Source organism: Streptomyces sp. NBC_01276 (assembly GCF_041435355.1).
In the GTDB taxonomy this organism is placed as follows: domain Bacteria; phylum Actinomycetota; class Actinomycetes; order Streptomycetales; family Streptomycetaceae; genus Streptomyces.
This window is the reverse complement of the sequence record NZ_CP108442.1, coordinates 5,238,394-5,262,927: the sequence shown is the minus strand read 5'-3', so window position 1 is coordinate 5,262,927 and position 24,534 is coordinate 5,238,394. Positions and strand designations below refer to the sequence as shown.

25 protein-coding genes and 3 tRNA genes are annotated in these 24,534 nt (G+C 73.9%); 15 read left to right on the top strand and 13 right to left on the bottom strand.

Annotation, left to right across the window (positions count from 1 at the left end):
- Positions 1-16 precede the first annotated feature (16 nt).
- The 3 genes from OG295_RS23590 to OG295_RS23580 all read left to right on the top strand — a co-directional run bounded on the left by OG295_RS23590 (position 17) and on the right by OG295_RS23580 (position 2,744).
- A complete protein-coding gene (locus OG295_RS23590) occupies positions 17-592 on the top strand; it encodes a TetR/AcrR family transcriptional regulator (protein ID WP_356210603.1) in 576 nt (191 codons plus the stop codon).
- Positions 593-654: 62 nt separating this feature from the next.
- The gene (locus OG295_RS23585) at positions 655-1,935 is read left to right on the top strand and encodes a low temperature requirement protein A (protein ID WP_371678670.1); all 1,281 of its coding nucleotides are present in this window, start codon (positions 655-657) and stop codon (positions 1,933-1,935) included.
- Between the two features lie 80 nt (positions 1,936-2,015).
- Positions 2,016-2,744: a carbon-nitrogen hydrolase family protein gene (locus tag OG295_RS23580; protein WP_371678669.1), complete on the top strand. Its 729-nt coding sequence runs from the start codon at positions 2,016-2,018 to the stop codon at positions 2,742-2,744.
- A gap of 7 nt (positions 2,745-2,751) precedes the next feature.
- Here OG295_RS23580 and OG295_RS23575 read toward each other — a convergent pair whose 3' ends face one another.
- A complete protein-coding gene (locus OG295_RS23575; protein WP_371678668.1) occupies positions 2,752-3,039 on the bottom strand; it encodes a winged helix-turn-helix transcriptional regulator in 288 nt (95 codons plus the stop codon).
- Positions 3,040-3,186: 147 nt separating this feature from the next.
- Between OG295_RS23575 and OG295_RS23570 the strand changes: the two genes are divergently transcribed.
- Positions 3,187-4,086 carry an NAD(P)-dependent oxidoreductase gene (locus OG295_RS23570; RefSeq protein ID WP_371678667.1) on the top strand — a complete coding sequence of 300 codons (900 nt, stop codon included), beginning with the start codon at positions 3,187-3,189 and terminating at the stop codon, positions 4,084-4,086.
- 25 nt (positions 4,087-4,111) lie between these two features.
- On the opposite strand, the gene OG295_RS23565 is transcribed toward OG295_RS23570, so the two are convergent.
- The 3 genes from OG295_RS23565 to OG295_RS23555 form a co-directional block, all read right to left on the bottom strand.
- Positions 4,112-5,131, bottom strand: a complete 1,020-nt coding sequence (locus OG295_RS23565) for an EI24 domain-containing protein (RefSeq protein ID WP_371678666.1) — start codon at positions 5,129-5,131, stop codon at positions 4,112-4,114.
- 86 nt (positions 5,132-5,217) lie between these two features.
- Entirely contained in the window at positions 5,218-5,643 is a 426-nt protein-coding gene (locus OG295_RS23560) for an organic hydroperoxide resistance protein (protein WP_371678665.1), read from the bottom strand.
- A gap of 64 nt (positions 5,644-5,707) precedes the next feature.
- On the bottom strand, positions 5,708-6,730 hold the full coding sequence (locus tag OG295_RS23555) for an NADP-dependent oxidoreductase (RefSeq protein ID WP_371678663.1): 1,023 nt from the start codon (positions 6,728-6,730) through the stop codon (positions 5,708-5,710).
- A gap of 107 nt (positions 6,731-6,837) precedes the next feature.
- On the opposite strand from OG295_RS23555, the gene OG295_RS23550 reads away from it, so the two are divergent.
- Positions 6,838-7,260, top strand: a complete 423-nt coding sequence (locus tag OG295_RS23550) for a MarR family winged helix-turn-helix transcriptional regulator (RefSeq protein WP_371678661.1) — start codon at positions 6,838-6,840, stop codon at positions 7,258-7,260.
- A 93-nt stretch (positions 7,261-7,353) separates the two neighbouring features.
- Here OG295_RS23550 and OG295_RS23545 read toward each other — a convergent pair whose 3' ends face one another.
- Positions 7,354-8,073: a hypothetical protein gene (locus OG295_RS23545; RefSeq protein WP_371678660.1), complete on the bottom strand. Its 720-nt coding sequence runs from the start codon at positions 8,071-8,073 to the stop codon at positions 7,354-7,356.
- Positions 8,074-8,151: 78 nt separating this feature from the next.
- Between OG295_RS23545 and OG295_RS23540 the strand changes: the two genes are divergently transcribed.
- The gene (locus OG295_RS23540) at positions 8,152-8,745 is read left to right on the top strand and encodes a hypothetical protein (RefSeq protein ID WP_371678659.1); all 594 of its coding nucleotides are present in this window, start codon (positions 8,152-8,154) and stop codon (positions 8,743-8,745) included.
- Between the two features lie 51 nt (positions 8,746-8,796).
- Here OG295_RS23540 and OG295_RS23535 read toward each other — a convergent pair whose 3' ends face one another.
- Positions 8,797-9,495 (bottom strand): esterase/lipase family protein, encoded by a 699-nt coding sequence (locus OG295_RS23535; RefSeq protein ID WP_371678658.1) that lies wholly within the window; start codon positions 9,493-9,495, stop codon positions 8,797-8,799.
- Between the two features lie 221 nt (positions 9,496-9,716).
- Here OG295_RS23535 and OG295_RS23530 point away from each other — a divergent pair, with 221 nt between their 5' ends.
- The 3 genes from OG295_RS23530 to OG295_RS23520 are packed head-to-tail and all read left to right on the top strand — an operon-like array spanning position 9,717 to position 13,601.
- Entirely contained in the window at positions 9,717-10,754 is a 1,038-nt protein-coding gene (locus OG295_RS23530; RefSeq protein ID WP_371678656.1) for a rod shape-determining protein, read from the top strand.
- Positions 10,751-12,337, top strand: a complete 1,587-nt coding sequence (locus OG295_RS23525) for a GAF domain-containing protein (protein WP_371678655.1) — start codon at positions 10,751-10,753, stop codon at positions 12,335-12,337. Before OG295_RS23530 ends, OG295_RS23525 begins: the two co-directional genes overlap by 4 nt.
- Positions 12,338-12,392: 55 nt before the next feature.
- The gene (locus OG295_RS23520; RefSeq protein WP_371678654.1) at positions 12,393-13,601 is read left to right on the top strand and encodes an IS701 family transposase; all 1,209 of its coding nucleotides are present in this window, start codon (positions 12,393-12,395) and stop codon (positions 13,599-13,601) included.
- A gap of 117 nt (positions 13,602-13,718) precedes the next feature.
- Here OG295_RS23520 and OG295_RS23515 read toward each other — a convergent pair whose 3' ends face one another.
- Both OG295_RS23515 and OG295_RS23510 read right to left on the bottom strand, forming a co-directional pair.
- Positions 13,719-14,765 (bottom strand): CorA family divalent cation transporter, encoded by a 1,047-nt coding sequence (locus OG295_RS23515; protein ID WP_371678653.1) that lies wholly within the window; start codon positions 14,763-14,765, stop codon positions 13,719-13,721.
- A gap of 190 nt (positions 14,766-14,955) precedes the next feature.
- Entirely contained in the window at positions 14,956-15,396 is a 441-nt protein-coding gene (locus tag OG295_RS23510; protein WP_371678652.1) for an Lrp/AsnC family transcriptional regulator, read from the bottom strand.
- A gap of 70 nt (positions 15,397-15,466) precedes the next feature.
- Here OG295_RS23510 and OG295_RS23505 point away from each other — a divergent pair, with 70 nt between their 5' ends.
- Positions 15,467-16,201, top strand: coding sequence for a LysE family transporter (locus OG295_RS23505; protein ID WP_371678651.1), 735 nt, complete (start codon positions 15,467-15,469; stop codon positions 16,199-16,201).
- Positions 16,202-16,218: 17 nt separating this feature from the next.
- Entirely contained in the window at positions 16,219-17,571 is a 1,353-nt protein-coding gene (locus OG295_RS23500) for a carboxyl transferase domain-containing protein (protein ID WP_371678650.1), read from the top strand.
- A gap of 36 nt (positions 17,572-17,607) precedes the next feature.
- On the opposite strand, the gene OG295_RS23495 is transcribed toward OG295_RS23500, so the two are convergent.
- Positions 17,608-18,861 carry an MFS transporter gene (locus OG295_RS23495; protein WP_371678649.1) on the bottom strand — a complete coding sequence of 418 codons (1,254 nt, stop codon included), beginning with the start codon at positions 18,859-18,861 and terminating at the stop codon, positions 17,608-17,610.
- 214 nt (positions 18,862-19,075) lie between these two features.
- Between OG295_RS23495 and OG295_RS23490 the strand changes: the two genes are divergently transcribed.
- A complete protein-coding gene (locus OG295_RS23490; protein WP_371678648.1) occupies positions 19,076-20,290 on the top strand; it encodes a glutamate--cysteine ligase in 1,215 nt (404 codons plus the stop codon).
- 151 nt (positions 20,291-20,441) lie between these two features.
- On the opposite strand, the gene OG295_RS23485 is transcribed toward OG295_RS23490, so the two are convergent.
- Positions 20,442-21,428: a LuxR C-terminal-related transcriptional regulator gene (locus OG295_RS23485; protein ID WP_371678647.1), complete on the bottom strand. Its 987-nt coding sequence runs from the start codon at positions 21,426-21,428 to the stop codon at positions 20,442-20,444.
- Between the two features lie 269 nt (positions 21,429-21,697).
- Between OG295_RS23485 and OG295_RS23480 the strand changes: the two genes are divergently transcribed.
- Positions 21,698-21,967: a hypothetical protein gene (locus OG295_RS23480; protein ID WP_371678646.1), complete on the top strand. Its 270-nt coding sequence runs from the start codon at positions 21,698-21,700 to the stop codon at positions 21,965-21,967.
- 89 nt (positions 21,968-22,056) lie between these two features.
- Here the strand turns inward: OG295_RS23480 and OG295_RS23475 are convergent.
- From OG295_RS23475 to OG295_RS23465, 3 genes are all read right to left on the bottom strand, one after another.
- Positions 22,057-22,130: transfer RNA gene (locus tag OG295_RS23475), tRNA-Ile, on the bottom strand.
- Between the two features lie 184 nt (positions 22,131-22,314).
- Positions 22,315-22,387, bottom strand: a tRNA-Asn gene (locus OG295_RS23470).
- Positions 22,388-22,392: 5 nt separating this feature from the next.
- A tRNA-Asn gene (locus tag OG295_RS23465) sits at positions 22,393-22,465 on the bottom strand.
- A gap of 145 nt (positions 22,466-22,610) precedes the next feature.
- Between OG295_RS23465 and OG295_RS23460 the strand changes: the two genes are divergently transcribed.
- Positions 22,611-22,913 carry a YtxH domain-containing protein gene (locus tag OG295_RS23460; RefSeq protein ID WP_371678645.1) on the top strand — a complete coding sequence of 101 codons (303 nt, stop codon included), beginning with the start codon at positions 22,611-22,613 and terminating at the stop codon, positions 22,911-22,913.
- A 52-nt stretch (positions 22,914-22,965) separates the two neighbouring features.
- Positions 22,966-24,411, top strand: coding sequence for an FGGY family carbohydrate kinase (locus OG295_RS23455; RefSeq protein WP_371678644.1), 1,446 nt, complete (start codon positions 22,966-22,968; stop codon positions 24,409-24,411).
- Positions 24,412-24,534: the final 123 nt, after the last annotated feature.

Below are 24,534 nucleotides of genomic sequence, written 5' to 3'. Positions count from 1 at the left end.
GAAGGGGTGCCGGGCGATGGCCAGGGCGAAGAGCGAGGAGCGGCGCGGCGAGATCGTCCGCGCGGCGGTCGAGGTGATCGCGGAGCGCGGCTACCGGGGAGCCTCCCTGGGCTCCGTCGCCGAACGCGTGGGCCTCACCCAGCAGGGGCTGCTGCACTACTTCCCCACCAAGGAGGCCCTGCTCGTGGCCGTCCTGGAGGAGCGCGACCGCTGGGACACGGGCGGCGGCTCGCGCGCCGCCGCGGACACCTGGCGCCTGGACCTGCTGGCCTCGCTGGTGGAGTACAACGCCATGCGGCCCGGCATCGTGCAGACCTTCTCGGCGCTGCTCGGCGAGAGCGTCACCGACGGCCACCCGGCCCGGGAGTTCTTCACCGAGCGCTACGCCCAGGTGCGCGGGGAGATGACCGCCGTGCTGCGCGCCGAGTTCGGCGAGCGCCTCCCCTCGGGCCTCACCCCGGAACAGGCCGCTCCGCTGCTGACGGCGGTGATGGACGGCCTCCAGTACCAGTGGCTGCTCGCCCCGGAATCGGTGGACATGCCCGGTGCGTTCCGCTCCTTCCTCACCCTCCTGCGCGGCCCCGCCGTCTAGGCCGCACGGCCCGCCGGGCATCCTGTCCCCCGACACCGGCCGGGGGAACTGGGGGACACGCCGTGGGGTTGGAGAAGCGGGAGCAGGGGCCGGGGCCGGGGCAGGAGCCGGAGCCGGAGCCGGAGCGGGAACAGCGGGAGCCCGGGCGGGAACAGCGCCGGGAGGGCGCCGAGGAGGGGCCGCCGGAGAAGAAGGTGGCCTGGTCGGAGCTGTTCTTCGACCTGGTGCTGGTGTTCGCGGTGACCCAGGTCTCCGCACTGCTCCACCACGACCACGGCTGGGCCGGCACCGGCCGGGCCCTGATCGTCTTCGTGCCCGTCTACTGGGTGTGGGTCGGCAACACCGTCCACGCCAACACGCACGACGCGGACCGGCCGCTGAACCGGCTCGGTCTGTTCGCCGCCGGCCTGTGCGGCCTGATGATGGCCCTGGCCCTGCCCGGCGCCTTCGGGGACCGCGGAGCGCTCTTCGCCGGTGCCTACTTCTGCGCCCGCGTGGTCCTCGCCGCCCTGGCGCACGGCCGCTCCCGACGGCTGACCCCGACCCCGGTGACCCTGTCGGTGCTGATCAGCGGTCCGCTGCTGCTGGCCGGGGCCTTCCTCGACGGCGGGACCCGGACCTGGCTGTGGGCACTGGCCGCGGCCGTGGACCTGGCCGCGCCCCGGCTGACCCGCCGGGCCATGGTCCGGCTGGCCTTCGAGTCCGGGCACCTCGCCGAACGGTTCGGGCTGTTCGTGATGATCGCCCTGGGCGAGTCGATCGTGGCCGTCGGGGCGCCCGCGGCCACCTCCCCCGAGCTGGGCGCGGGTTCCCTGACCGCCGTCGCGGTGGCCTTCACCCTGGTCTGCGGACTGTGGTGGGTGTACTTCCACCTGGCCGCGAGCGCCGTCCGCCACGGCCTGGAGACCGCCGCCGTACGGGCGGACGTGGCCCGGCAGGTCCTCTCGTACGGGCACCTCTCGCTGATCGCCTCGGTCATCGCGGTGGCCGTCGGCATGGCCGAGGCGGTGGCCCGCCCCGGCGAACGGCTCCCGCTGGGCGTCGCCGCCCTGCTGTACGGGGGCTGCGCGCTCTTCCTGGCCACCTTCGGGTACACCCGCTGGCACCTGTTCCGCTCCTGGTCGCTGACCCGGCTGGGGGCCGCCGCGGTCGTCCTGGCCGTGCTCCCGGTGGCGGCCCTGCTGCCCTCGCTGGGGGCACTGGCGCTGCTGTCCCTCCTGGTGACGGCCCTCAACCTGACGGAACTGGCCCTCGTGCGCGCGAACGGCAGCCTCCCCGGCGGCCCGGCCCCCGAAGGGCAGCCCGCCCCGCCCGTTCGCGGACGGGCCGCGGAGCGGGCCTGACGGGCTTCCGGGATCCGGTGGACGGGCCGGCCCCGGAACCGGCCCCGGAACCGGCCCGACCGGCTGGCATCCTGAAGCACGTGAAGATCGCCGCCGCGCAGTTCTGCTGCGTCCCCGCCGACGTCCCCGCCAACGCCGCCGTGGCCGCCGGGCTGGCCGTGGCGGCCCGCGACGAGGGCGCCGGGCTGGTGGTCTTCCCGGAGCTCACGCTCACCGGGTACGAGCTGGAGGCGCTGGTCGGGGACCCGGGCCTGTGGCTGGACGGCCCCGACGACCCCCGCCTGGACGCGCTGCGGTCGGCGCGGATCGCCACCGCCGTCAACGTCGCCCTGCGCACCGGGGGGCCGCGGCCCGCCCTCGCGACCCTGGTGTACGACGCGGACGGCGCGCACGTGACGACGTACGCCAAACAGCACCTGTACCGTCACGAGCAGGGCGTCTTCGTCGCGGGCACGGCGGACGGGCGCTTCGAGCTCGGCGGGATCCGCTTCTCCCTCGGGATCTGCTTCGACAACCACTTCCCCCAACTGACCGGCCGCGCGGCCGCCGACGGCTGCCGGGTGCACCTGGCGAGCTCCCTGTACGGCACGGGCGGCGGGATCGCCGAGCGGGCCACCGTCCATCCGGGGATCGCGAGGGAGGCCGGTCTGTACACGGCCCTCGCCAACCACGTCGGCCGGGCGGGCCCCTGGACGGGCTGCGGCCGTTCGGCGGTGTGGGCCCCCGGCGGGGAACTGCTCGCCGAGGCCGACGGCCACACCCCGGGCGTGGTCACGGCCGAGGTCACGGCAGGGGTCACCGCCGGCTGATCCCGGCTCAGGCGGAGTCCGGGAGCAGGTGCTTGGCACCCCACTCGCCCAGCGACTCCAGCGCCGTGTTCAGGTCCTGGCCGAGGGGGGTCAGGGAGTACTCCACGCGCGGCGGGACCTCGTCGTAGACCTCGCGGTGGACGATGCCGTCCTCCTCCAGTTCGCGCAGCTGCGCGGCGAGCACCTTCTCCGACACCCCGGGGACCAGCCTGCGCAGCTCGCCGAAGCGGCGACGCGGGGCACGCTCCAACTCCCACAGGACGGAGACCTTCCACTTCCCGTCGATCACGGACATCGCCGCCGCGATTCCGCAGTGATCGGCCCCGGGCCTCCGCGCCACCGTCATCGCGCACCCCTCCCACCTGTTCGCTCACCTCGGGGTAACCACCCACCCCGAAGTGCGTACTTGAGCGCTCGGACGCCCGCCACCAGGCTAAACGGCATGACCGACACACACGTGACGAAGCGTCCGCTCACCCTTCTCGGACTCGGCGACATGGGCACCGCCCTGGCCCGCACCTGGCTCGCCGCCGGACACCCCCTGACCGTCTGGAACCGCACCGCCGCCAAAGCCGAGGCCCTGGCCCCCCACGGCGCCCGGGTCGCCGCGGACCCCGCCGGGGCCGTGGCCGCGAACGGCCTCGTCGTCCTCTGTCTGCTGGACGACGTGAGCATCGCGGCCGTCCTGGACGGGGTCGACCTGACCGGCAAGGACCTGGTCAACCTCACCACCGGCACCCCCGCCGAGGGCCGGGCCCGGGCCGCCTGGGCCCGGGAGCGCGGCGCCCGCTTCCTGGACGCCGGGATCATGGGCACCCCGACGATGATCGACACGCCCGGATCCGGCGCCTACGTCTTCTACAGCGGCTCCCGCGCCCTCTTCGAAGCCCACCAGGGGGTTCTGGAGGTCCCGGCCGGCGCCCGCTTCGTCGGCGAGGACCCCGGCCACGCGGCCCTGCACGACGTGGCGCTGCTCAGCGCGATGACGGGACTGTTCGCGGGGATCTCGCACGCCTACGCGCTGATCGAGGGCGAGGACATCGCGCCGACGGCCCTGTCCCCGCTGCTGTCCGAGTGGCTGGGCGCCATGGGCTTCTTCGTCGGGAACGCCGCCGAGCGGCTGACCTCGCGGGACTTCACCTCCGGGGTGGTGTCCAACCTGGCCATGCAGGTCGCGGCGAGCGGCACCCTCCTGCGCACCGCCGAGGGCCAGGGAGTCAGCACCGAGCTGATCTCCCCGTACCTGGACCTGATGCGGGAGCGGCTGGAGGCAGACCCGGCCCGTCATGGCGCGGAGGACACCGTCGGGGCGATCACCCTGCTGCGGCGCGGCGCCGCCTAGGGCGCGGCGCCGGCCGGGGGCGGCCCTACGGGTACGAGGGCGGAGGCGGCCCGAAACCGGGGGCCGGGGGCTGGGGGTGTGCGGGGGCCTGGGGGTATGCCTGGGGCTGGGGATACGCCTGGGCCTGGGGCTGGGGATATGCCTGCGGGTACGCCTGGGGCTGCGGGTATCCCGGGGCCTGCGGGTACGCCTGCGCCTGCGGGTATCCCGGGGCCTGCGCCGGAGCCGGGGCCCAGGCGGGCGCGGGGGCCTGCGCGGTGTGGGGCTCACCGTCGCGCTCGCCGGCCGGCTCCCCGTCCCGCTCCCCGTCCTCGCCGGTCAGCTCGCGCGCCATCAGGGTCGCCCCCGCCACGGCACCCGGCATCAGGAAGACCGCGACCAGCGGGATCAGGAACACCAGCACCAGCGGCACCCCGAAGCCGAGCGCCAGCGCACGCCGTCCGCGCAGCAGGGCCAGCTGCTCGTCGAGGTCGACGCGGCGCCGCTGGAGGGCGACGGAGGTGAGTTCCTGGGTGAGGAAGAACCCGGAGACCAGGAAGCCGATCACCGGGACGACGGTCTGGCCGACGACCGGGATGAGGCCGAGGGCGAACAGCAGGATCCCGTAGAGCAGCACGCGCACCAGCAGCCGCAGGCTGTCCCGGGCGGAGATCCACAGGTCCTCCCAGAACGAGCGCCCCGACTCGGGGACCTCGCCGCCCTCGGTGCGGTCGACCTGCTCCGAGAGGGACTCGTAGAAGGGCTGGCCGACGAGCAGGGTCACGGCGGTGAAGGTGATCACCGTGAGGAACAGCCCGAGGGAGATGACCAGCGCGGTCAGGAAGCCGCGGAAGAGGCCGAGCCAGGGCGAGGACCAGTCCGAGGCGAAGGGCGTGGCCCAGGCGGTGAAGTCGTCGGCGCCGTAGAAGAGCCCGGTCAGGGCCGCGGCGTAGAGCAGCAGCGAGACCAGGCCCGGCAGCAGGCCGAAGCCCAGCCATCGGCCGTTCCGGAACACCCATCTCTGTCCGGCCAGCAAGTACCGGAATCCCCCCGCAAGATCACGCATGGAGGCAGTTTAGACGGCGAAGGCCGCACCCCCGAGGGGGTGCGGCCCTCACTCGCGTTCCGTCAGGACGCGGACGCGGCGTGCGGTCAGGCGACGTTCAGCTCGACCGAGATGTTGCCGCGGGTCGCCTTGGAGTACGGGCAGATCTGGTGCGCCTTCTCGACCAGGTCCTTGGCGACGGCCGCGTCCACGGTCGGGATCGAGGCCGTGATCTTGACGATGATGCCGAAGCCCTCGTCGTTCTTGCCGATGCCGACCTCGGCGGTCACGGTGGAGCCGGCGACGTCGACGTTCTCGTTGCGGGCCGCGACGCTGAGGGCACCCTGGAAGCAGGCGCTGTAGCCGGCGGCGAACAGCTGCTCCGGGTTGGTGCCGGCGCCGCTGCCGCCGAGCTCCTTCGGCGGGTTCACGACGACGTCGAGCTGCCCGTCGTTGGTGGCGACGCGGCCGTCACGGCCGTTTTCGGCGGTGGCGACAGCGGTGTACGCGACGTCGGACTGCGTGATGGACATGAAGTGGATCCTCCAGATGAATCGCCGCGATGCGCGCCCACGATCGCGACGGTGTGGAGTGAGCCTAACCGGTGAAAGAAACGATCATCTTTCCGGTGTTCTCTCCGCGCAGCATTCCGAGGAAGGCCCCGGCCGCGTTCTCGACGCCCTCGACGACCGTCTCGTCGTAGCGCAGCTCGCCGGAGGCCAGCCATCCGGCCACGTCCTTGACGAACTGCTGCTGGAGCCCGTAGTGGTCGCCGACCAGGATGCCCTGGAGGCGCAGGCGCTTGCCGATGACGGCCATGAGGTTGCGCGGGCCGGGGGCGGGCTCGGTGTCGTTGTAGCCCGCGATGGCCCCGCACAGGGTGGCGCGGCCGTGCACGTTCAGGGCGGAGATGGCGGCTTCCAGGTGGTCCCCGCCGACGTTGTCGAAGTAGACGTCGATGCCCTCGGGCGCGGCGGCCCGCAGCTGCTCGGCGACGGGGCCGTTCTTGTAGTTGAAGGCGGCGTCGAAGCCGTACTTCTCCGTGAGCAGCGCCACCTTCTCGTCCGAGCCGGCGGAGCCGATCACCCGGGAGGCGCCCTTGATCTTGGCGAACTGGCCGACGAGGCTGCCGACGGCACCCGCCGCGCCCGAGACGAAGACGGCGTCGCCCTCCTTGAAGGAGGCCACCTCGAAGAGGCCGGCGTAGGCGGTCAGGCCCGGCATGCCGAGGACGCCGAGGTAGGCGGAGAGCGGGGCGAGGGAGGCGTCGACCTTGACGGCGTGCTGCGCGTCGAGGTCGGCGTACTCGCGCCAGCCCAGGCTGTGCAGGACGTGGTCGCCGACCGCGAAGCCCTCGGCGGCGGAGGCGACGACCTCGCCGACCGCACCGCCCTGCATCGGCTCGTCGAGCTGGAAGGGCGGGATGTAGGACTTGGCGTCGTTCATCCGGCCGCGCATGTAGGGGTCCACGGACATGTGGAGGTTGCGGACCAGGATCCGGCCGGGGGCGGGCTCGGCGGAGACGGGCGCCTCGCGCAGGGCGAAGTCCTCGGCGACCGGCCACCCCTGCGGACGGCGGACGAGGTGCCACTCGCGGCTGACGGCGGGGATCTGAGACATGCGGAACTCCTGGGGGAAGCTGTGCGGGACGAAGGAATACTTCACAACGTGAAACAACCATGCTCCTGGATATTTCATGTTGTCAAGTAAATGGGTACGCTGGATCCATGCCCAGTCGTCGCGCAGACCCAGTGACCGTCGAGGTCGTCGAGCTCATCGGCGATGTCGTGGCCCGCTACCACACGGAGTACGAGGACGCGGCCGCCAGCCACCAGCTCACCGGCGCCCAGGCCAGGGTGCTGACGCTGCTGTCCCTGGAGCCGCTCCCCATGCGCCGCATCGCACAGAAGCTGCGCTGCGAGCCCTCGAACGTGACCGGCATCGTCGACCGGCTGGAGACCCGCGGCCTGGTCGAACGCCGCCCGGACCCGGCCGACCGCCGGGTGAAGCTGGCCGCCCCCACCGCTGAGGGGCTCCAGACCGCGGAGCGGCTGCGCGAGTCGCTGGACTTCGCGCGCGAACCGCTCGCCGGGCTCTCCGTCGAGGAGCGCACGGCCCTGCGGGACCTGCTCAGGCGCATGCTGGCCTAGCGCACCCCGGCACGCGCGGGCACCGGCCCGCGCGACCCGCGGGCCGCGTCAGGGCAGGCCACGTCAGGGCAAGGCGCGTCAGGGCAGGACGCGTCAGGAGCAGCCGAAGAACCAGAACACGCAGGTCTTGGTCGGCTTCGGCGTGGGCGTCGGCGCGGGGGTCGTCGCGGACGGCTTCGGGGGCTTCCCGGGCGGCTTCGCCGTACCGGTGGCACCGGGCCCGGGCCTGCCCGACGTCGACGGCCGTACGGACGCCCCGTCGCCGGGAGCGCCCTGCGACGGCCCCGCCGTCCCGGTGGCGGAGGCGCTCACTCCCGCCGACGGCTGCGCGGACCCGCTCGGCCCGCCCCCGGCCCCGGCCGACTTCGCCGCCCCCGCGGCGGCCTTCGCCGAAGGCAGGGCCGACGGCGCGGCGGGCCCGCCCCCCAGGCTGGGCAGCGGCTCCGGATCCTTCGGACCGTCGTCCGTCAGCACCACCTCGGCGGCCCGGTCGACGCCCTCGTCACCCGTCACGATCCGGGCCACCGCCATCGAGCCCCCGGTCGCCAGCAGCAGCCCGAGGCCGACCGTCAGCACGGTCCGGCGGCGCCTGCGCTGGGTGACTGCCCTGCGGCGGGTACCCGCGCGCCCCTCGTTCGGCGTCGAGAGCACCACGAGGGAGTCGGCGAACACCTCCGCCAGGGCGGGTTGCGGGGCCGGCGGCACCGCGGGGCCGGGCGGCGGGGCGACCGTCAGGTACTCGGCCGGAGTTCCGCACCCGGCGCAGGCGAGCGCGCCGTTGAGGTGTCTGTGGCAGGCGGGGCAGTAGTTCATGGCGCCCGCAGGCTATGCCGCTCTCGGCAACAACGGCATTCCGGGAACGTAAGGATCCTGTGTGGAATCGTTGCCTCCATGACCGCGACCCCCGGCTCCTTCGGTCCCGCCGCCTTCCAGCTGGTGCTGCTGCGGCGGATGGCGGACTTCCAGCCGGACCTGGCCGAGGAGGCCCGGCTGCGCCTCGGCGCCACGCTCGCCGAACAGCGGGAGGCCAACCGGCGCTGGCAGGCGATGGTCCGCTCGCCGCGCTCCCGCGGGGCCCTGGCCCGCTACCGGTCGGTGCTGGGACCGCCGGAGTCCGCCGAGCGGCGCCGGATCGGGGACCTGGAGTGCGAGGCGCTGCTGTGGCCGGTGCGGCTCTGGCCGGGGCTGCGCTTCGAGGTGCTGGCCGCGCCGGACGGGGCGGTGTGGAACGAGTGGCTGGTCCGGGCCCCGGGCGCACCGGGGCCCGTCCTCACGGCGGCCGAGGACCTGCGGCCCTGGTCGGCGACGGTGGACGAGGTGGCGCGGGCCTTCCCCCCGGCGCGGCCGATGGAGGGCACCGCGCCGACCCGCTGGCGCCTGGCGTTCACCGCGTCCGGGCGGCCGCTGGTCGCGGAGTTCACGTACGGCCTGCTCCAGCGGGTGCAGCCCGGGGACGCGGCACGCCCCGAAGGACCGGCCGCCTGACCGGACCCGGCCGGCCGGCCGCGGGGCCGCGGGGCCGCGGGGTCGCAGGGCCTAGGAGGCGAGGAAGGCCCGGACACCGGCCGAGGTGGCCTCGTCGCCGAGCAGGTCGTTGTGCTTCAGGCAGCCGACCGGCGTGTTGAGGGCCCCGGCGAGCGGGACGCTGTCGTCCGGGTTGACCACCTCGTCGCACGCCGACCAGAACGTCGCGTACTTCACCGCGCCCGGGGTCTCGTCCCCCGAGGCCAGGTTCTTCACCACGTACGACCCGGGGGTCATGTCCCGGCACGCCTGGTCCCACAGGGCGCACGCCCAGGCGGTGGAGGTGCCGTGGTTGGGGCCGGCCAGGGAGACCCAGTGGTCCACGGCCGCGGCTCCGCCCCCGAACCTGACGTACCAGCGGCTGACGAGCGACCCGAAGGAGTGGCCGACGATGTCCACCCGGGCCGCGCCCGTCTGCCGGCGGACCTGGTCGACGTAGGCGGCGAGCCGTCCGGAGAGCACCTCGTTGACCGACTGATGGGTGTCGTAACCCCAGGAGAAGAGCTCCGAGTCCGCGTACCCGTCGGCGCGCAGGTCCTCGCGCAGGGCGCCCCAGACGCCAGGGTCGGCGTTGTAGCCGTGGACGAAGACCACCGGAACGCGCGGCGCGGCCCGGACGGCCGGGGCGTCCTGCGCGTGGGCCGGGACGGGCGCGAGGAGGGCGAGGCAGAGGGCCGGGAGGGCCAGGATCGCCTGGCGGGTCGTCAGCATCGGGTCCCCTTTACCTTGTTACGCGCCGGTAGCGCGGGCGGTGCGCGCATGGTGGTGCCTGTCGGTACAGAAATCCACCCCAGTGCAGCACCCCGGGACGCATGCGCCCCACCCCACCCGGAGCATTTCAACGGGCGGGTTGACCCATTTACCCGAGAAGATATGAATTGCGACCGGCAACCGCCGGTCTTCTTGCGTCAGCGCACTCGGGAGGATCTGCCGTGACCGTCAGTCTTGAGCAGTTGCGCCGCTGCCACGTCGCCGTCGACCTGGGGGCCGCCAGGACCCGCGTCTACGTCAAGGGAGCCGGACTGGTCGTCGACGAGCCCAGCGTCGCCGCGGTGAACACGCGGACCGGCGCGCTCATCGCCGTCGGCTCCTTCGCCGAGCGGATGACGGGCCGCACGCCCGACTACATCCGGGTCGTACGGCCCGTCTCCGGCGGCACCGTGGTCGACATCGAGATGGCCCAGCGGATGCTGCGTCACCTCCTCGGCGAGAAGCTGCGGCGCGCCCTGCGCCGCAAGCCGCGGCTGCGGGCAGCCGCCTGCACCCCGCACGACGCCGACCCGCTCGCCCAGCGGGCGACCGTCGAGACCCTCGTCGGGCTCGGCGCCCGCCGCGTCGAACTGGTCGACACCCTGATCGCGGCGGCCGTCGGCTGCGGCCTGCCCGTGGAGCAGCCGACCGCGACGATGATCATGGTGTGCGGGGCGGCGGCCACCCAGGTGGCGGTCCTCTCCCTCGGCTCGATCGTCACCGCCGAGCGGATCCCCGTCGGCGGCGAGGCCATCGACCACGCCGTGGTCCAGCACCTGCGGCACGCGCACGAGCTGATGCTGCCGAGCCAGGCGGTGCGCCCCCTGCAACTGGCCCTGCACGGCAACGGCATCACCGCCGAGGGCCCGGCCTCCACCCTCATCCACGGCCGCGACGTGGCCACGGGACTCGCCCGCTCCGTCCACGTGGACACCGCGGCCGTCCGGGACGCCATCCACACCCCCCTGACCGCCGTCCTGGACGGCATCGGCAAGATCCTCCGGGAGTGCCCGCCCGACCTGGTCGCGGACCTGACGGACCGGGGGATCATGATGGTGGGAGGCAGCGCCCTGCTGCCGGGCCTGGACCAGATGCTGCGGGACGCGACCGGAATGCCCGTGGCCATCGCGGAACGGCCCGACGTGTGCGCCGTGATGGGTCTCGGCGCGATCCTCGAAGGAAAGATCGCCCCCATGGTCCTCAACCCGCTGTCCGAATGACGCCGGACCCACAGAATCCGCAACCCCGGCCGGCCGCGGCACCGGAAGAGCCGTCCAGCCTTCCCGTGCTCCTGGAGGCGGTCCTCAACGTCGGCTCCGAGCTGGAGCTGCGGACCACCCTCCAGCACATCGTGGAGTCCGCCGCCGAACTGTGCGGGGCGCGGTACGGCGCGCTCGGGGTCGTCGACCCCGAGCGCGCCCGGCTGACCCGGCTGTTCACCGCCGGGATGAGCGAGGCCGAACGGGCCGCCGTCGCCCGCCTGCCCGACGGACGCTCGGGCGTGCTCGGTGCGCTCGTCGACGACCCGCGGCCGCTGATGCTGGACGACCTGACCAAGGACCCCCGCTCGGTGGGCTTCCCGCCCGGCCACCCGCCCATGCGCAGCTTCCTCGGCGTGCCCATCCGGGTGCACACCGAGGTGTTCGGCAACCTCTACCTCACCGAGAAGGCCGGCGGCGGCCCCTTCACCGAGGAGGACCTCGCGCTGGTCCGGGTCCTGGCCTCGCAGGCGGGCATAGCGATCGGCAACGCCCGCCTCTACGAGACCGCCCGCCGCCGGGAGCGCTGGATCGAGGGCGCCGCGGCCGTGACCACCACCCTGCTGGCGGGGCGTCCGGCGGCCGACGCCCTGATGTGCGTGGCCGAGCGCGCCCGGCTCCTCGCGGACGCCGCGGCCGGGGTGGTGCTCCAGCCGACCCCGGAGGGCGGCATGGAGATCGTCGCCGCCTCCACGCACGGGGACCCCGGCGACCTGGTCGGCACGGCCATCGCCCCCGGATCGGCGGTGCTGGAGCAGCTCCTGGGCGGGGAGCCGGTCTTCATCGAGGACTCCGCGACCGATCCCCGGATGACCACCCACGTACGGGAACGCTTCGGCCCCAGCATGATGCTGCCGCTCCAGAGCGGCGGCCAGCTGATCGGCACCCTCGCCCTGCCGCGGGCCAGGGGCGGGCCCGCGTACGACGCGGTGGACCGGCTGCTGGCCTCGCAGTTCGCCTCGCAGGCGGCACTGGCCCTGGTCCTGGCCGACGCCCAGCACGACCGCGAACAGCTCGCGGTGTACGAGGACCGGGACCGGATCGCCCGCGACCTCCACGACCTGGTGGTCCAGCGGCTGTTCGCCACGGAGATGATGCTGGAGAGCACCCGGCGGCGCTCCTCGAACGCCCCGTCGGGGGACACGGTCGGGGAGGAACTGAGCCGGGCCGTGGACGAACTGGACTCCACCATCCAGGAGGTCCGCACGGCCATCTTCGCCCTCCAGCAGCCCCCGAGCGACGCCCCCGCGACCTTCCGGGGCCGGGTCCTGCGCGAGACCGGCGGGGCGGCGGTGCCCCTGGGCTTCCAGCCGTCGGTGCACTTCACGGGGGCGGTGGACGCACTGGTCCCGGATCCGGTGGCGGGCGACCTGCTCTCCGCCCTGCGCGGCGCCCTGGCCGCGGCCCACCGGCGCTCGGGGGTCACCTCCATCCAGGTCCGGGTGGACGCGACCCGGACCCGGGTCCGCCTGACGGTCACGGACGACGGCCGTACCGAGGCGGGGGCCCGGGGGACGACGCTGCGGTGGGAGTCCGCGCTCTAGTAGTGCTTTGTTAGCCGGTCTTGTCACCTTGGGTGTTCGGTAGTTCGCTGGCGGTATGAGGGCTGGGGAGCTTGCGATGGTGCGGGGCCGGTTGGAGGAGTTCTCTTCCGAGGTGTTCGTGCCATTGGTACGGCGGGACTGGCTGGAGAAGGGCCGGCTCTATCTGCGGGGCCTGTTGCTGGACGGCCGACGTAAGTCGATGCAGCCGATGGCTGAACGCCTGGGTGTCGATCACCAGCGGCTGCAGCAGTTCATGACGTCCTCGACCTGGTCGGTCGATCAGGTGCGGGCCCGGCTGGCGTGGCGGGCCGTGCGGGTGGTCCGCCCGCAGGTGTGGGTGGTGGACGATACCGGCTTCCCCAAGGACGGCACCGCCTCACCCGGGGTGGCCCGGCAGTACTCGGGCACCCTGGGCAAGGTCGGCAACTGCCAGATCGGAGTCAGTGTCCACGCCGCCACGGACACGGCGTCGTGCCCGCTGTCCTGGCGGTTGTTCCTGCCGCAGTCGTGGGACGGACCCGAAGCGGAGGCACGCCGGACCGCCTGCCGGATCCCCGAGAGCGAGCACCACCGCCCGAAGTGGCAGCTGGCGCTGGACATGCTGGACGAGCTGTCCGGGATCGGCCTGCGGCCCGCCGTGCTGGTCGCGGACACCGGCTACGGCGCGAACGCCGACTTCCGCCACGGCCTGGAAGACCGCCGCCTGGCCTATGTCTTGCAGGTCAAGGCCGAGATGACCGCGCATGGCGAGGAAGCGGTGCCGCATCAGCCCACCTACTCGGGGCTCGGCCCCAGGCCTCTGCCCCGCTACCGCACCCGGCCGCTCTCCTTACGCGAGCACGTGCTGGCCGCCGGACGCCGCCAGGGCCGGGCCGTGGCCTGGCGCAAGGGCTCGAAAGCGGCGATGAGCTCGCACTTCGTACTGCTGCGGGTCCGCCTCGCGGGGCGGCGGCCCAAGCCTGCCGAGGACGGCACGATCCCGCTGGTCTGGCTGATCGCGCAGTGGCCCGAGGGTGAGGCCGAGCCGGTGAAGTACTGGATCTCGAACCTGCCCGCGGACATCCCCGCGAAGGACCTGGTCCGGCTCGCGAAGTCTCGCTGGCGGATCGAGCACGACTACCGCGAACTGAAAACCTGCCTCGGGCTGGACCACTTCGAGGGCCGCTCTTTCAACGGCTGGCACAGGCACGTCACCCTCGTCACCGCCGCCCACCTGTTCCTGACCGAGCAGCGGACCTGCCCAAAAGCCCCTGCCAGGGCCTGACCCTCTACCAGGCCCTGGACCTCCTCCAACACCTGCTGGCCACCTTGACCGGAACCTGCCCCACCTGCCGGCAAACCGTCCCATGGCAGCCCTACGACACCACCTAACAAAGCCCTACTAGTACCCGTCGCCGGGGCGGCGGCCGGCCCGCAGCGCCCAGCGGCGCCGGCGGCCGGCGGCGTCCTCCACCGGGCCGCCCCGCAGCTGGCGCCAGTGCGTGCGGTACAGCACGAAGTAGAGGGCCACCACCAGCGCGCACACCTGCATGCCGAGGCCGAGCGTCAGGAAGGACCGCTCGCTCGTCACCAGCGTGCTCAGGTAGCCGAAGTTCATGCCGAAGAAGCCGGTCAGGAACGACAGCGGCAGGAAGATCACCGAGACGATGGCGAGTCGGTTGATCACGAGGTTCTGCCGGTCGGCGACGAGCGAGGCGTAGCTGTCGGCGGCCCGCCGGGTCTCCTCCCGCAGGGCCTCGATCTCCAGCACCACCAGCTGCACCGTGCTCTCGTGCTGGCGGTTCAACGCCAGCCGCTCCTCCGGGATGTCGTGGTAGGCCATCCTGCGGCGCGTGAGGAACTCCTGGGCGACCGCGGCGTAGGGGAGGAAGGCCCGGTGCAGCCGGGCCGAGCGGCGCCGCAGGTCGGCCAGGCGCTGGACGTCCCTCGGCTCCCAGTGCTCGAACATCGCCTCCTCCACGTCCTCGACCTCCAGCAGCGCTTCGGAAGCGGCCCGGCGGAAGCCCTCCAGCGCACCGTGCAGGAGGAGGAACGCCGTGGTCACAAGGTCGGAGGGCGGGGTCTTCGGCAGCTGCTCGACGAAGTCCTCGATCAGCCCGACGCGACCGTGGTGGACCGTGACGAGGAAGGTCTCGCTCGCGAGCAGGTGGATGCGGGTGACGCGGCCGTCGTCGACCACCGGCACGACGCACCCGGTGGTGCCCTCGTCGTACGTGGCCCGCACGGGTTCGCGGGCCCTGCCGAACCATCCCCAGACCTCGTCGTCCAGCCCGAGCCCGAGGGCGAGCGGCTGCCCGCCGGACGAGGGCTCCTCGCCCAGGTCGATGTCGACGATCACGAAGTCGGAGCCCGCGAGGCGCTCCCGGGCCCGGGACAGGTCCGTGCGCGTGACGACGCCCTCCGGCATCGACACCACCGATACGATCATCGCCCCTCACCGAGGATGACAGTGCGCCGCCGGACAGACGGGTACGCCCCGGCTCCCCGCTTGATGTCCCCCCGCTCCGGTCACGGGCGCGGGACGCCCGCCCCGAACGTCCGACCTCCACCGGCACGCTACCGTCCGCCCCGGGCGGGGCCGCGGTCCTGGCCGCCGGGTCGCGGACATCCGGGCGACATCACCCGGCCGGGTGCCTCGTGGCGGCCCGCAGCGCGATCCGGGTACTGGACTGCGCCACCCCGGCCTCCCGCTTGAGCCGGCGCAGCAGCGCGTCGAGCGCGGCGGGGTCCGCGGCCCGCGCCCGCACGAGGTAGTCGTACTCCCCCGTCACGTGCACCACCTCGGTGATCCCCGCGAGGGTGGCGACCCGCTGCTCGAACTCCTCGTTGGTCGTGTCCTGCCGCAGGACGAGGTCGATGAAGACCACGAGCCCGCCCCGGGTGTCGGCGGCCGGATCCACGATGACGGTGAACCCGCGGATCACCCCGTCCCGCCGCATCCGGCGCACCCGGTCGGCGGTGGCGTTGGCACTGAGCCCGACGCGGACGCCGAGGTCGCGGTACGAGATCCGCGCATCCTGCTGCAGGATGCCGAGGATTTCCCTGTCGAGGCGGTCCATACCGCGATTCTCGCAGCCGGAGCCGATAAGGGCCGTCCACCGCGCGCCCCCGCACCCCACCCTCCCCTCCATGAGCGAACTCTTCTCCCCCGCCCTGTCGGGCGCGGTCGCGGGCCTGGGCGTGGCGATGCCGATGGGCGCGATGAGCGTGCTGCTGCTCCAGGAGGCGATGCGCCACCGCCGCACGGCGGTGGCCGCGGCGGCGGGCATCGCGGCGGTCGACCTGGGCTATGCGGCCCTGGCCACCGCGGTGGGACCGTGGGTGGCCTCCCGGGTCTCCCCCGTCGAGGCCTGGATCCGCCTCGCCGCGGCCGCGGTCCTCCTGTCCATCGCCGTCCACGCCCTCCTCCGTTCCGCCCGCCCCGCCCCCGCCACCCCTTCGGCCCCGCCGCCGCACGAGGCCCGGGACCCGGGGGGCGGGAACGGCGCCGGAACCGGGGTCGGGAGCGGGGTCGGGAGCGGGGTCGGGAGCGGGGTCGGGACTGGGACCGGGAACGGCGCCGGGCTCGTCAGGGCGTTCGGCCGGTACGTCGGCCTCACCGCCGTGAACCCCACCACCGCCCTCTACTTCGCCGCCCTCACCACCGCCCAGGCCTCCGCCCTCACCACCCCCGCCGCCGCCACCGCCTTCCTCGTCGGAGTCGCCGCCGCCTCCCTCCTGTGGCAGCAGACGCTCGTCGCCCTCGGCGCCTTCGCCGGCCGCAAGATCTCCCCCGCCGCCCGCGCCTGGACCTTCCGCCTCGGATACGGCCTCGTCGCGGCCTACGCCCTGAAGATCGCCTTCCCCCTGCCGGACCTGACATGACCCCATAGGGTGAATCCGTGACGACGACCCGCCTCTCCGCCCGCGCGGCCATCGCCGCCCTCGCCGACCCCGGCAGCTTCACCGAACTCCCGGCGCCCCAGAGGGAGTCCGCCGACGACGGCCCCCTCGGCTGGACCGGCTACGACGCCTCGCGCGCCCGCGCCACGGCCCGTACCGGCGAGCGGGAGTCCGTCGTCACCGGCACCGCCCGCGTCGGGGGCCGCGAAGCCGCCCTGATCGCCTTCGAGTTCGGCTTCCTCGGCGGGTCGCTCGGCGAACGCACCGGGGACCTCCTCGAAGCCGCCTACGCCCATGCCCGCGCGCACCGCCTGCCCCTGGTGTCCCTGATCGCGACCGGCGGCTCCCGCATGCAGGAGGGCATGCTCGCGCTGACGCAGCTCCAGCGCGTGGCCCGGCAGTGCGTGCTGACCCGCGCCGCCGGCCTCCCGCAGATCGCGGTGCTGCGCGACCCCACCACCGGCGGCGGCTGGGCCACCCTCGGTGCGGGGGCCGACGTGGTGCTCGCGCTGCCGGGGGCCCAGGTCGGCTTCGCCGGATCCCGGGTGCGGCCAGCGGACGCCGATCCGGCGGCCTACACCGCCGAGGGGCAGTACGCCGCCGGACACGTGGACGCCGTCGTGCCGCCCGGGGAGCTCCCGGCCGTCCTCGGGGACTGGCTGCGCGTACTGGCCGCACCCCGGGCCACCGTGCCCGTCGAACCCCCGGCCGCGCTGGCCGGCGTAGCGCCCCCGGAGACCGGCTGGGACGCCGTCCGGCAGGCCCGGCACCCGGACCGCCCGCGCGCGCAGGCCTACCTGGAGGCGTACTTCGAGCTGCGCCTGCCCCTGCGCGGGGACCGCTCCGGCGGCGCCGATCCCGGCATGCTGTGCGGGATCGGGCTGCGCGGGGGCCGGGCCGTGGCGTACGCGGCCCAGTGCGGCACCGCCACCCGCCCGGCGGGCTACCGTACGGCGGCCCGCGTGATCCGCCTCGCGGACCGGCTGGGGATCCCGGTGCTCACCCTGGTGGACACCCCGGGAGCGGCCAACGACGCCGCCGCCGAGCACGCGGGCGCCGGCCCGGCCATCGCCGACGCCTTCGCGGCGCTCGCGGCGGCGACGGTCCCGGTGACCACCCTGCTCATCGGCGAGGGAGGCTCGGGCGGGGCGCTGGCCCTGGCCGCCCCGGGGAACACCTGGGTCACCCCCGACAGCTACTTCTCCGTCATCGCCCCGGAGCTGGCGGCGGCCATCCTCAAGCGCCCTTCCGCCGAGGCCCCCGCGACGGCGGACCAGCTCCGCATCCGCCCCCAGGACCTGGTCGCCCTGGGGGTGGCGCGGGGCGTGGTGGCCCCGGCGGCCGGCGCCTAGAAGCGGCCGCGGACGAACCCCGGCCCTGCCGCGGGCTCAGGCCTGCGGGGAGCGGGCGTCGTAGCGGGCGAAGGCGCGCCAGCGCGCGGCGAGCAGGCCCAGCACCAGCACGCAGCCCAGGCCCCCGCCGGTGATGGCGACGGCCGGAGAGGTCAGGTCGGCGACGGTTCCGGCGAGGAAGTCCCCGAGCCGGGGCCCGCCCGCGACGACCACGATGAACACGCCCTGGAGCCGGCCCCGCATCCCGTCGGGGGTCGCGGTCTGCATCATCGTGGAGCGGAACACCATCGAGATCGTGTCGGCGCATCCGGCCAGCGCCAGGAACAGCAGCCCGAGCCACAGGTTGCGGGTCAGCCCGAAGACGGCGATGGCCAGCCCCCACCCGGCGACGGAGAGCAGGATCGCCAGCCCGTGCCGCCGGATCCGCCCCTGCCAGCCGGAGAACAGCCCGCCCAGCAGCGCCCCCACGGCGGGCGCGGCGACCAGCAGGCCGACCGTCTTGGCGTCACCGCCGTACCAGAGCACGGCGATGGCCGGGAACAGCGCCTTCGGCTGGGCCAGCACCATGGCGGCCAGGTCGGAGAAGAAGGTCATCCGGATGTTCGGCCGGGTCCCGAGGAAGCGCAGCCCGTCCAGGACCGAGGCCCGCCCCCGACGCCCCTCCGGCAGCATCGACGGCAGCCGCCACATGGCGTAGAGGGCGGCGACGAAGGTCACCGCGTCGATCAGGTACGCCGCCTGGTAGCCCCACCAGCCGACGATCAGCCCGCCCAGCACCGGGCCCGCCATGGTCCCGGTCGTCATGGTGACGGAGTTCAGCGCGTTGGCGGCGGGCAGCTGCTCCGGGGGCAGCAGCTTCGGGATCATGGCGGACCGGGCGGGCCCGTTCAGTGCTCCGCAGACCGCCTGGAGCGCGACGACGGTGTACAGCAGCCAGACCCGGTGGTAGTCGAGCAGCGCGGCGGCGGCCAGCCCGATCGACAGGACGGTGAGCCCCGAGGCGCTGTAGAGGCCGAGCTTGCGCCGGTCCACGGTGTCGGCGATGGCCCCGCCGTAGAGGCCGAAGGCGACGAGCGGGACGAGCGAGAAGAGGCCGACCAGACCGACCGAGAAGCTGGACCCGGTGATCTCGTAGACCTGGAGCGAGATGGCCAGGGCGGTCATCGCCTGACCCATCCAGGAAATGGTGCCGCCGACCCACAGCCGCCGGTAGTGGGCGGAGCTGCGCAGCGGGGTCAGGTCGGCGAATATGCGCCGCCGGGGGCGGGGCGGGGAGGCGGTACCGGTCACAACGGATGATAACCACCGCCCCGTCGGGCGGCCCTGGAGCGCGGGTGGTCCTTCACACACCCGCAACGTCCTCCCCACCCGGACCCGCGGCCCCACAACGGGGTGGAGCTTGCCGCTAACCCGCCACTATCACCCGACATTTGACCGAATCGACGTAGCCGTCCGGCCTCCCGTTCGGCTCATGATGAAAGACTCGTATGTCCAGGGAGGCGTAGTGATCGAACCTGGCAACAGCACCACGAGCACCAGTGACACCGGCCGCTCCGGCCGTACCGGCGCCCCCGGCGCCCCGGGCTCCGCCGGCAGAAGCACGCGCGTCGCGAGCGGTGTCACCACCCCCCTCACCGTGGGGGTCGAGGAGGAGTTCCTGCTCGTCGACGCCCACACCCTGCGGGTGGTCCCCGCCGCCCCGCTCGTCCTCACCACCGCCGCCGGACTCCCCCAGCAGGTGCACGCCGAGGGGACCCGGTACCAGGTGGAGCTCGCCACCCCGGTCGCCGCATCGGCGGCCACCCTGCGCGCGGACCTCGCGGGCCTGCGGCGCACCCTCGCCGCGGCGGCCCGCGCGCACGGCTGCCGGCTGCTGGCCGCCCCCTCACCCGTGGTGGCCGTGGAGGGGCCGCTGCACCTGACCGACGACGAGCCGCGCCAGCGCGAGCAGCACCGCCGGTTCGGCGCCCTGACCGACACCCTGGTCAGCTGCGGCCGCCACATCCACATCGGCACCCTCGACGTGGACACGGCGGTGGCCGTGTCCAACCGGGTCAGACCATGGCTGCCCACGCTGATCGCGCTGGCCGCCAACTCCCCCTTCTGGGGCGGCCGCGACACCGGCCACTCCAGCTGGCGGGCGATGGCCTGGTCGGGCTGGCCCTCCGCGGGCCCGCCCCCGCACTTCACGTCCACGGCCCACTTCCGGCGCTCGGTGCAGACCCTGCTCGGCTCGGGGGCGGCCCTGGACACGAAGATGGTCTACTGGGACCTCCGCCCCTCCGGGAACTGGCCCACGCTCGAAATCCGGGCGCCCGACATGTCCCCGGACATCGACACGGCCGTCCTCCAGGCCGAGCTGGGCCGCGCCCTGGTGGCGACGGCCCTGCGCGAGCTCGCGGAGCAGCGGCCCGATCCGCCCGTACGGGACGACGTACTGCGTCTCGCGCGCTGGCGGGCGGCGCACGACGGGCTGGAGGGCTTCGGCCTGGACCCGTACACGGGCGCCGAGCTCCCCGCGGCCGATCTCGCGGAGGCGCTGCTCGACCTGGTCGCCCCGGAACTGGCCGCGGCCGGTGACCTCGACCACGCGGCGAAGACCCTCGGCGGTCTGCTGCGCGACGGCTCGGGCGCGGCCCGCCAGCGCGCGGCGTTCGCGCGCCGGCACGACCTGACGGACGTACTGCGCCACCTGGTGGAGGAGACGGAGAACTTCTAGACCCCGGGCGCGGGGTGACGGGGCCGCTGGTGCGCGGGACGGGCACCCGCGGCCCCGTCGCGTACGGGCGCGGGCCGGGGGTGACGGCCGCACCGGGGGCGGCCGAAGGCGGTCCGGCGGCGACCCGGTGCGACCCCGGACGGGGTCTCTCTCAGAGCCAGCCCCGCTGGGCGGCGCGGAGACCGGCCTCGAAGCGGCTCGTCGCGTCGAGGCGTTCCATCAGCCCCGACATCTGGCGGCGCACGGTGCGCAGGGAGACCCCGAGGCGTTTGCCGGCGGCCTCGTCGGTCATCCCGGAGGCCAGCAGCTTCAGCAGTTCCCGCTCGGCCGCGGTGATCCCGTCATCCCCGGCCTGCTCACGTGCGGCGCCGAGGGGGACGGCCGTCCCCCAGGTCTGCTCGAAGAGGGTGACGAGCGAGGCGACGATGCCGGGGGCCGTGGTGCACAGCGCGCCGAGCCTGGAGTTCTCGGGGTCGATGGGGACCACGGCGGTGGCCCGGTCGAAGATCACCAGACGGGGCGGCAGGACCGGGCTGGTGCGCACCTGGCCACCCCGCTCGGTGGTCCACTGCGCGTAGGCGAGGGTGGCCGGATCGTTGCGGGCGCTGTCCTGGTAGACCACCCGCATGGCGACCTTCCGGTTGAGCGCGTCCTCGTCCAGGGGCCGCGACGCGTCCAGGCTCGCCTGGGACTGCGCGCCGCCCGGCATGATCGCGAGGCACTCCCGGACGAGTCCCTTGGCGAGCACTTCCAGCCGGGACTGGATGGCGTCGAGCCCGACGAGCCGTTCGGCGCCGTCGGTCTCCGTGTTCGGCCGCAGGGTCGCGAACTCCGCGACGGCGCGGGCGGCGGCCGCCTTGCTGAGCGCCAGCTCCTGCTGTCGACGGATCAGGTCTTCCTCCTGGCGGCGCAGGATCTGCTCCAGCCCCGCCTCGGGGCTGACGGCCCGCAGTCCGCCGGAGTTCTCCCGGGAGGGGGTGAGCAGATCGAGGTCGACGAGCCGGTCGAGCCCGTCGCGCACCTGCTCCTCCGTCAGCCCGAGCCGGGCGCCGAGTTCGGCCACTCCCCCGGTCGGATCCGCGAGCATTTCGCGGTAGACGCGCTCCACGTGCGAGTCCAGTCCCAGCGCTTCGAGCATGCTTCAGCCCCCCGGCACGAATCCCCTGCCGACGGACTGAGGCCCGTCGGTGTCATGATCCTAAAGGTGGCCTGATCAGAACGGTGGACGGCACCAAGGTGACAGGGCACTTTGGTGCCACCCGCTTCCCCTTCTGCACTCCCCCGACGGCCAGCAGGATTGTGTTCACCGGGACGGCGGGGCACGGAGCCCCACCCCAGGCCAGGGCCGAAAGGCCGGACCGGAGCAGCGCGCCCCGTCTCGTCCGCTCGTGTTTCCAGGGGGATTCCATGTCTCGCACCGCTCGCCTGATCGCTGCCGCCGGCCTCACCACCGTGTTCTCCTTCACCGCCCTCGCGGTCGCCGCCACCGCCGCCCCCCAGGTGATCGGCTGGGACTCGGTCCGCGCCGCCGGTCCGGCCGTCATCGGCTGGGACTCGGCGCCCGCCGACACGGCGGTCATCGGCTGGGACTCGGTCCGCGCCGCGGGCCCGGCCGCCCCCCAGGTCATCGGCTGGGACTCGGCGCCCGCGGACAAGGCCGTCATCGGCTGGGACTGACCCCCCTGCGGCCCCGAGCCGCCCCCGCACACGCGAAAGGCGGCCCCGAGGGGCCGCCTTATCGTTTCTGCATGCCGTGTGTGCAGAGGTGGGGCGGGTGGGACTCGAACCCACGGCCGACGGATTATGAGTCCGCTGCTCTAACCGGCTGAGCTACCGCCCCTTTACGGCGTGGCGCGTACATGTGTGCGCGCCGTCTGCCGCAGCATAGCCGCTCATACGATCTCCTGCTCCGGATGCCTCGCATGATCGGCTTCGCCTGCTCAGAGAGACCGCGCCGAGTGCTGCCCGGTTCCCCGTTCAGGGCAAAAAGAAAGAGGACCCGCCCGGGGTCCTCTTCTCTCCTGCTCCCCCGACTGGACTCGAACCAGTAACCTGCCGGTTAACAGCCGGCTGCTCTGCCAATTGAGCTACAGGGGACCGCGCTCCCCCGACTGGACTCGAACCAGTAACCTGCCGGTTAACAGCCGGCTGCTCTGCCAATTGAGCTACAGGGGATTGCTGCGGTGCATCGAACAGCCCACCTCCGGCCTTGCCGGGGGGCGAGTGCCCGTTGCGAGTCATAGATTAGCGCAAGCAGGGGGGTGCTCCGCCAATCGGTATCGACGGCAGGCCGGGCACCACACGACGAAGGGTGACAGGCATGCGGTACAAGGTCACGTTCGTGGTCGGACTGGCCCTCGGGTACGTGCTCGGGACCCGGGCCGGACGGGAGCGGTACGAGCAGCTGAAGAAGTCGGTCCGGGGGTTCGTGCAGAACCCGGCTGTCCGCAACGCCGCCGAGACGGCCGGCCAGAGCGGGCGCGCCTTCGCGGGCAAGGCGTTCGCCGCGGTGGGCGACAAGGTGGGCGACGCCGTGCCGGACTCCCTCTCCGAGCGTGTCCGCGGTCTGCGCGGCCGGGGCGGCGCCGGTTCCGAGGACGAGTGGGGCACCAGCAACACCTGAGGGCCGTTCCGGACGAGTCGAGTCCGGCCCGGCGTGCGGCAGAATTCTCCGCATGGGGATAGTCGCCGGGCTGGACAGCTCTTCCACCTTCACTCGCATCGTGGTCTGTGACACCGACACGGGCGCCGTGCTGCGCCAGGGCTACGCGCCCCATCCGCAGCCCGCCGGTGAGACGGTCCCCCACGAGACCGACCCGCAGGCCTGGCTGCTCTCCCTCGGCGAAGCCGCCGGCGGCGGGCTGCTGGAGGGCGTCCAGGCCATCGGCGTCTCCGCGCAGCAGCACGGCGTCCTGCCGTTGGACTCTCAGGGCGCGCTCGTCCGGCCCGCCCTGGTCGGCAACGACAAGCGCGGCCAGGTCGCCGCCGCCGATCTCGTCGAGGCGCTGGGCGGCCGGCAGGCCTGGGTCTCGGCCGTCGGCTCCGTCCCGCACTCCGCCCAGCCGATCACGAAGCTCGCCTGGCTGGCCCGTACCGAGCCGGAGGCCGCACGCCGGGTGGCGGTGGTGATGTCCCCGCACGACTGGCTCGTCTGGCAGTTGCTCGGCCGCCCCGCCCGCCGCACCACCGACCGGGCCGGGGCGTCCGGGACCGGGTACTGGTCGGCGGCCACCGGTGCCTACCGTCCCGACCTGGTCGAGCTCGCGCTCGGGCACCAGGCGCTGCTGCCCGAGGTGCTCGGGCCCGCCGACGCCGCCGGGACGACCCCCGAGGGACTGCTGATATCGGCCGGGACCGGGGAGACCACGGCCGCCGCGCTCGGCCTGGGCCTGGGGCCCGGCGACGCGGTGGTCTCGCTGGGCGCGTCGGGCTCGGTGATGGCGGTGCACCACGAGGCGCTGCTGGAGCCGAGCGGGCTGATCACCTCCCTGGCCGACGCGGGTGGCATGCACCTGCCGGTGGTGAACACCTCGAACGCCGTACGGGTCCTGCGCGGCACCGCCGAAATGCTGGGCACCGACCTGGAAGGTCTCAGCGCGCTCGCGCTCAAGTCGACCCCCGGTGCACACGGACTCGTGCTCCTGCCGTACCTGGAGGGGGAGCGCACCCCCAACCTCCCGCACAGCGCGGGCACCCTGTCGGGGCTGCGCCGGGACTCGATGAAGCCCGAACACCTCGCGCGGGCGGCCTTCGAGGGCATGCTCTGCGGGCTGGTGGACGCCCTCGACGTGCTGCGCCACCGGGGGGTGCCGATCCGGCGGGTGTTCCTGCTGGGCGCGGCGGCCGAACTGCCCGCCGTGCAGGCCGCGGCCCCGGGGCTGTTCGGCACGCAGGTCGTCGTCCCCGCGCCCGCGGACTACGCGGCGCTCGGCGCCGCACGTCAGGCGGCCTGGGCGCTCGGGGTGCGGCAGGGCACGCTGGCCCCGCACACCCCGCCGGTCTGGCCGGCCGCGGCGGCGCAGGTCTTCGAGCCGGGCGACGAACTCCCGGCCTGGCAGGCGGTGCGCCAGCAGTACGCGACGACGCGCGAGCAGCTCCACCCGGGCGCCTTCCAGGGCTAGCCCGCACCGCCGGCCCCGCGCCGGGGCCCTCCACCGGACCCGGCGCGGCGTAGGTCGCGGGGTGCGCGGTGGCCTACTCCTTTTGACCGGGCTTTGCGAAAACGGGTGGGGATCACCCGTCCG

What these genes read in the sequence shown, in the direction of transcription:
- OG295_RS23540 (WP_371678659.1), top strand. Translation starts at nt 8,152, where the DNA reads ATGACCGCGACCCCCGGCTCCTTCGGTCCCGCCGCCTTCCAGCTGGTG.
- OG295_RS23560 (WP_371678665.1), bottom strand. Translation starts at nt 5,643, where the DNA reads ATGTCCATCACGCAGTCCGACGTCGCGTACACCGCTGTCGCCACCGCC.
- OG295_RS23570 (WP_371678667.1), top strand. Translation starts at nt 3,187, where the DNA reads ATGACCGACACACACGTGACGAAGCGTCCGCTCACCCTTCTCGGACTC.
- OG295_RS23485 (WP_371678647.1), bottom strand. Translation starts at nt 21,428, where the DNA reads ATGCTCGAAGCGCTGGGACTGGACTCGCACGTGGAGCGCGTCTACCGC.
- OG295_RS23535 (WP_371678658.1), bottom strand. Translation starts at nt 9,495, where the DNA reads ATGCTGACGACCCGCCAGGCGATCCTGGCCCTCCCGGCCCTCTGCCTC.
- OG295_RS23520 (WP_371678654.1), top strand. Translation starts at nt 12,393, where the DNA reads ATGAGGGCTGGGGAGCTTGCGATGGTGCGGGGCCGGTTGGAGGAGTTC.
- OG295_RS23505 (WP_371678651.1), top strand. Translation starts at nt 15,467, where the DNA reads ATGAGCGAACTCTTCTCCCCCGCCCTGTCGGGCGCGGTCGCGGGCCTG.
- OG295_RS23525 (WP_371678655.1), top strand. Translation starts at nt 10,751, where the DNA reads ATGACGCCGGACCCACAGAATCCGCAACCCCGGCCGGCCGCGGCACCG.
- OG295_RS23515 (WP_371678653.1), bottom strand. Translation starts at nt 14,765, where the DNA reads ATGATCGTATCGGTGGTGTCGATGCCGGAGGGCGTCGTCACGCGCACG.
- OG295_RS23545 (WP_371678660.1), bottom strand. Translation starts at nt 8,073, where the DNA reads ATGAACTACTGCCCCGCCTGCCACAGACACCTCAACGGCGCGCTCGCC.
- OG295_RS23455 (WP_371678644.1), top strand. Translation starts at nt 22,966, where the DNA reads ATGGGGATAGTCGCCGGGCTGGACAGCTCTTCCACCTTCACTCGCATC.
- OG295_RS23550 (WP_371678661.1), top strand. Translation starts at nt 6,838, where the DNA reads ATGCCCAGTCGTCGCGCAGACCCAGTGACCGTCGAGGTCGTCGAGCTC.
- OG295_RS23460 (WP_371678645.1), top strand. Translation starts at nt 22,611, where the DNA reads ATGCGGTACAAGGTCACGTTCGTGGTCGGACTGGCCCTCGGGTACGTG.
- OG295_RS23575 (WP_371678668.1), bottom strand. Translation starts at nt 3,039, where the DNA reads ATGTCCGTGATCGACGGGAAGTGGAAGGTCTCCGTCCTGTGGGAGTTG.
- OG295_RS23555 (WP_371678663.1), bottom strand. Translation starts at nt 6,730, where the DNA reads ATGTCTCAGATCCCCGCCGTCAGCCGCGAGTGGCACCTCGTCCGCCGT.
- OG295_RS23565 (WP_371678666.1), bottom strand. Translation starts at nt 5,131, where the DNA reads ATGCGTGATCTTGCGGGGGGATTCCGGTACTTGCTGGCCGGACAGAGA.
- OG295_RS23480 (WP_371678646.1), top strand. Translation starts at nt 21,698, where the DNA reads ATGTCTCGCACCGCTCGCCTGATCGCTGCCGCCGGCCTCACCACCGTG.
- OG295_RS23510 (WP_371678652.1), bottom strand. Translation starts at nt 15,396, where the DNA reads ATGGACCGCCTCGACAGGGAAATCCTCGGCATCCTGCAGCAGGATGCG.
- OG295_RS23590 (WP_356210603.1), top strand. Translation starts at nt 17, where the DNA reads ATGGCCAGGGCGAAGAGCGAGGAGCGGCGCGGCGAGATCGTCCGCGCG.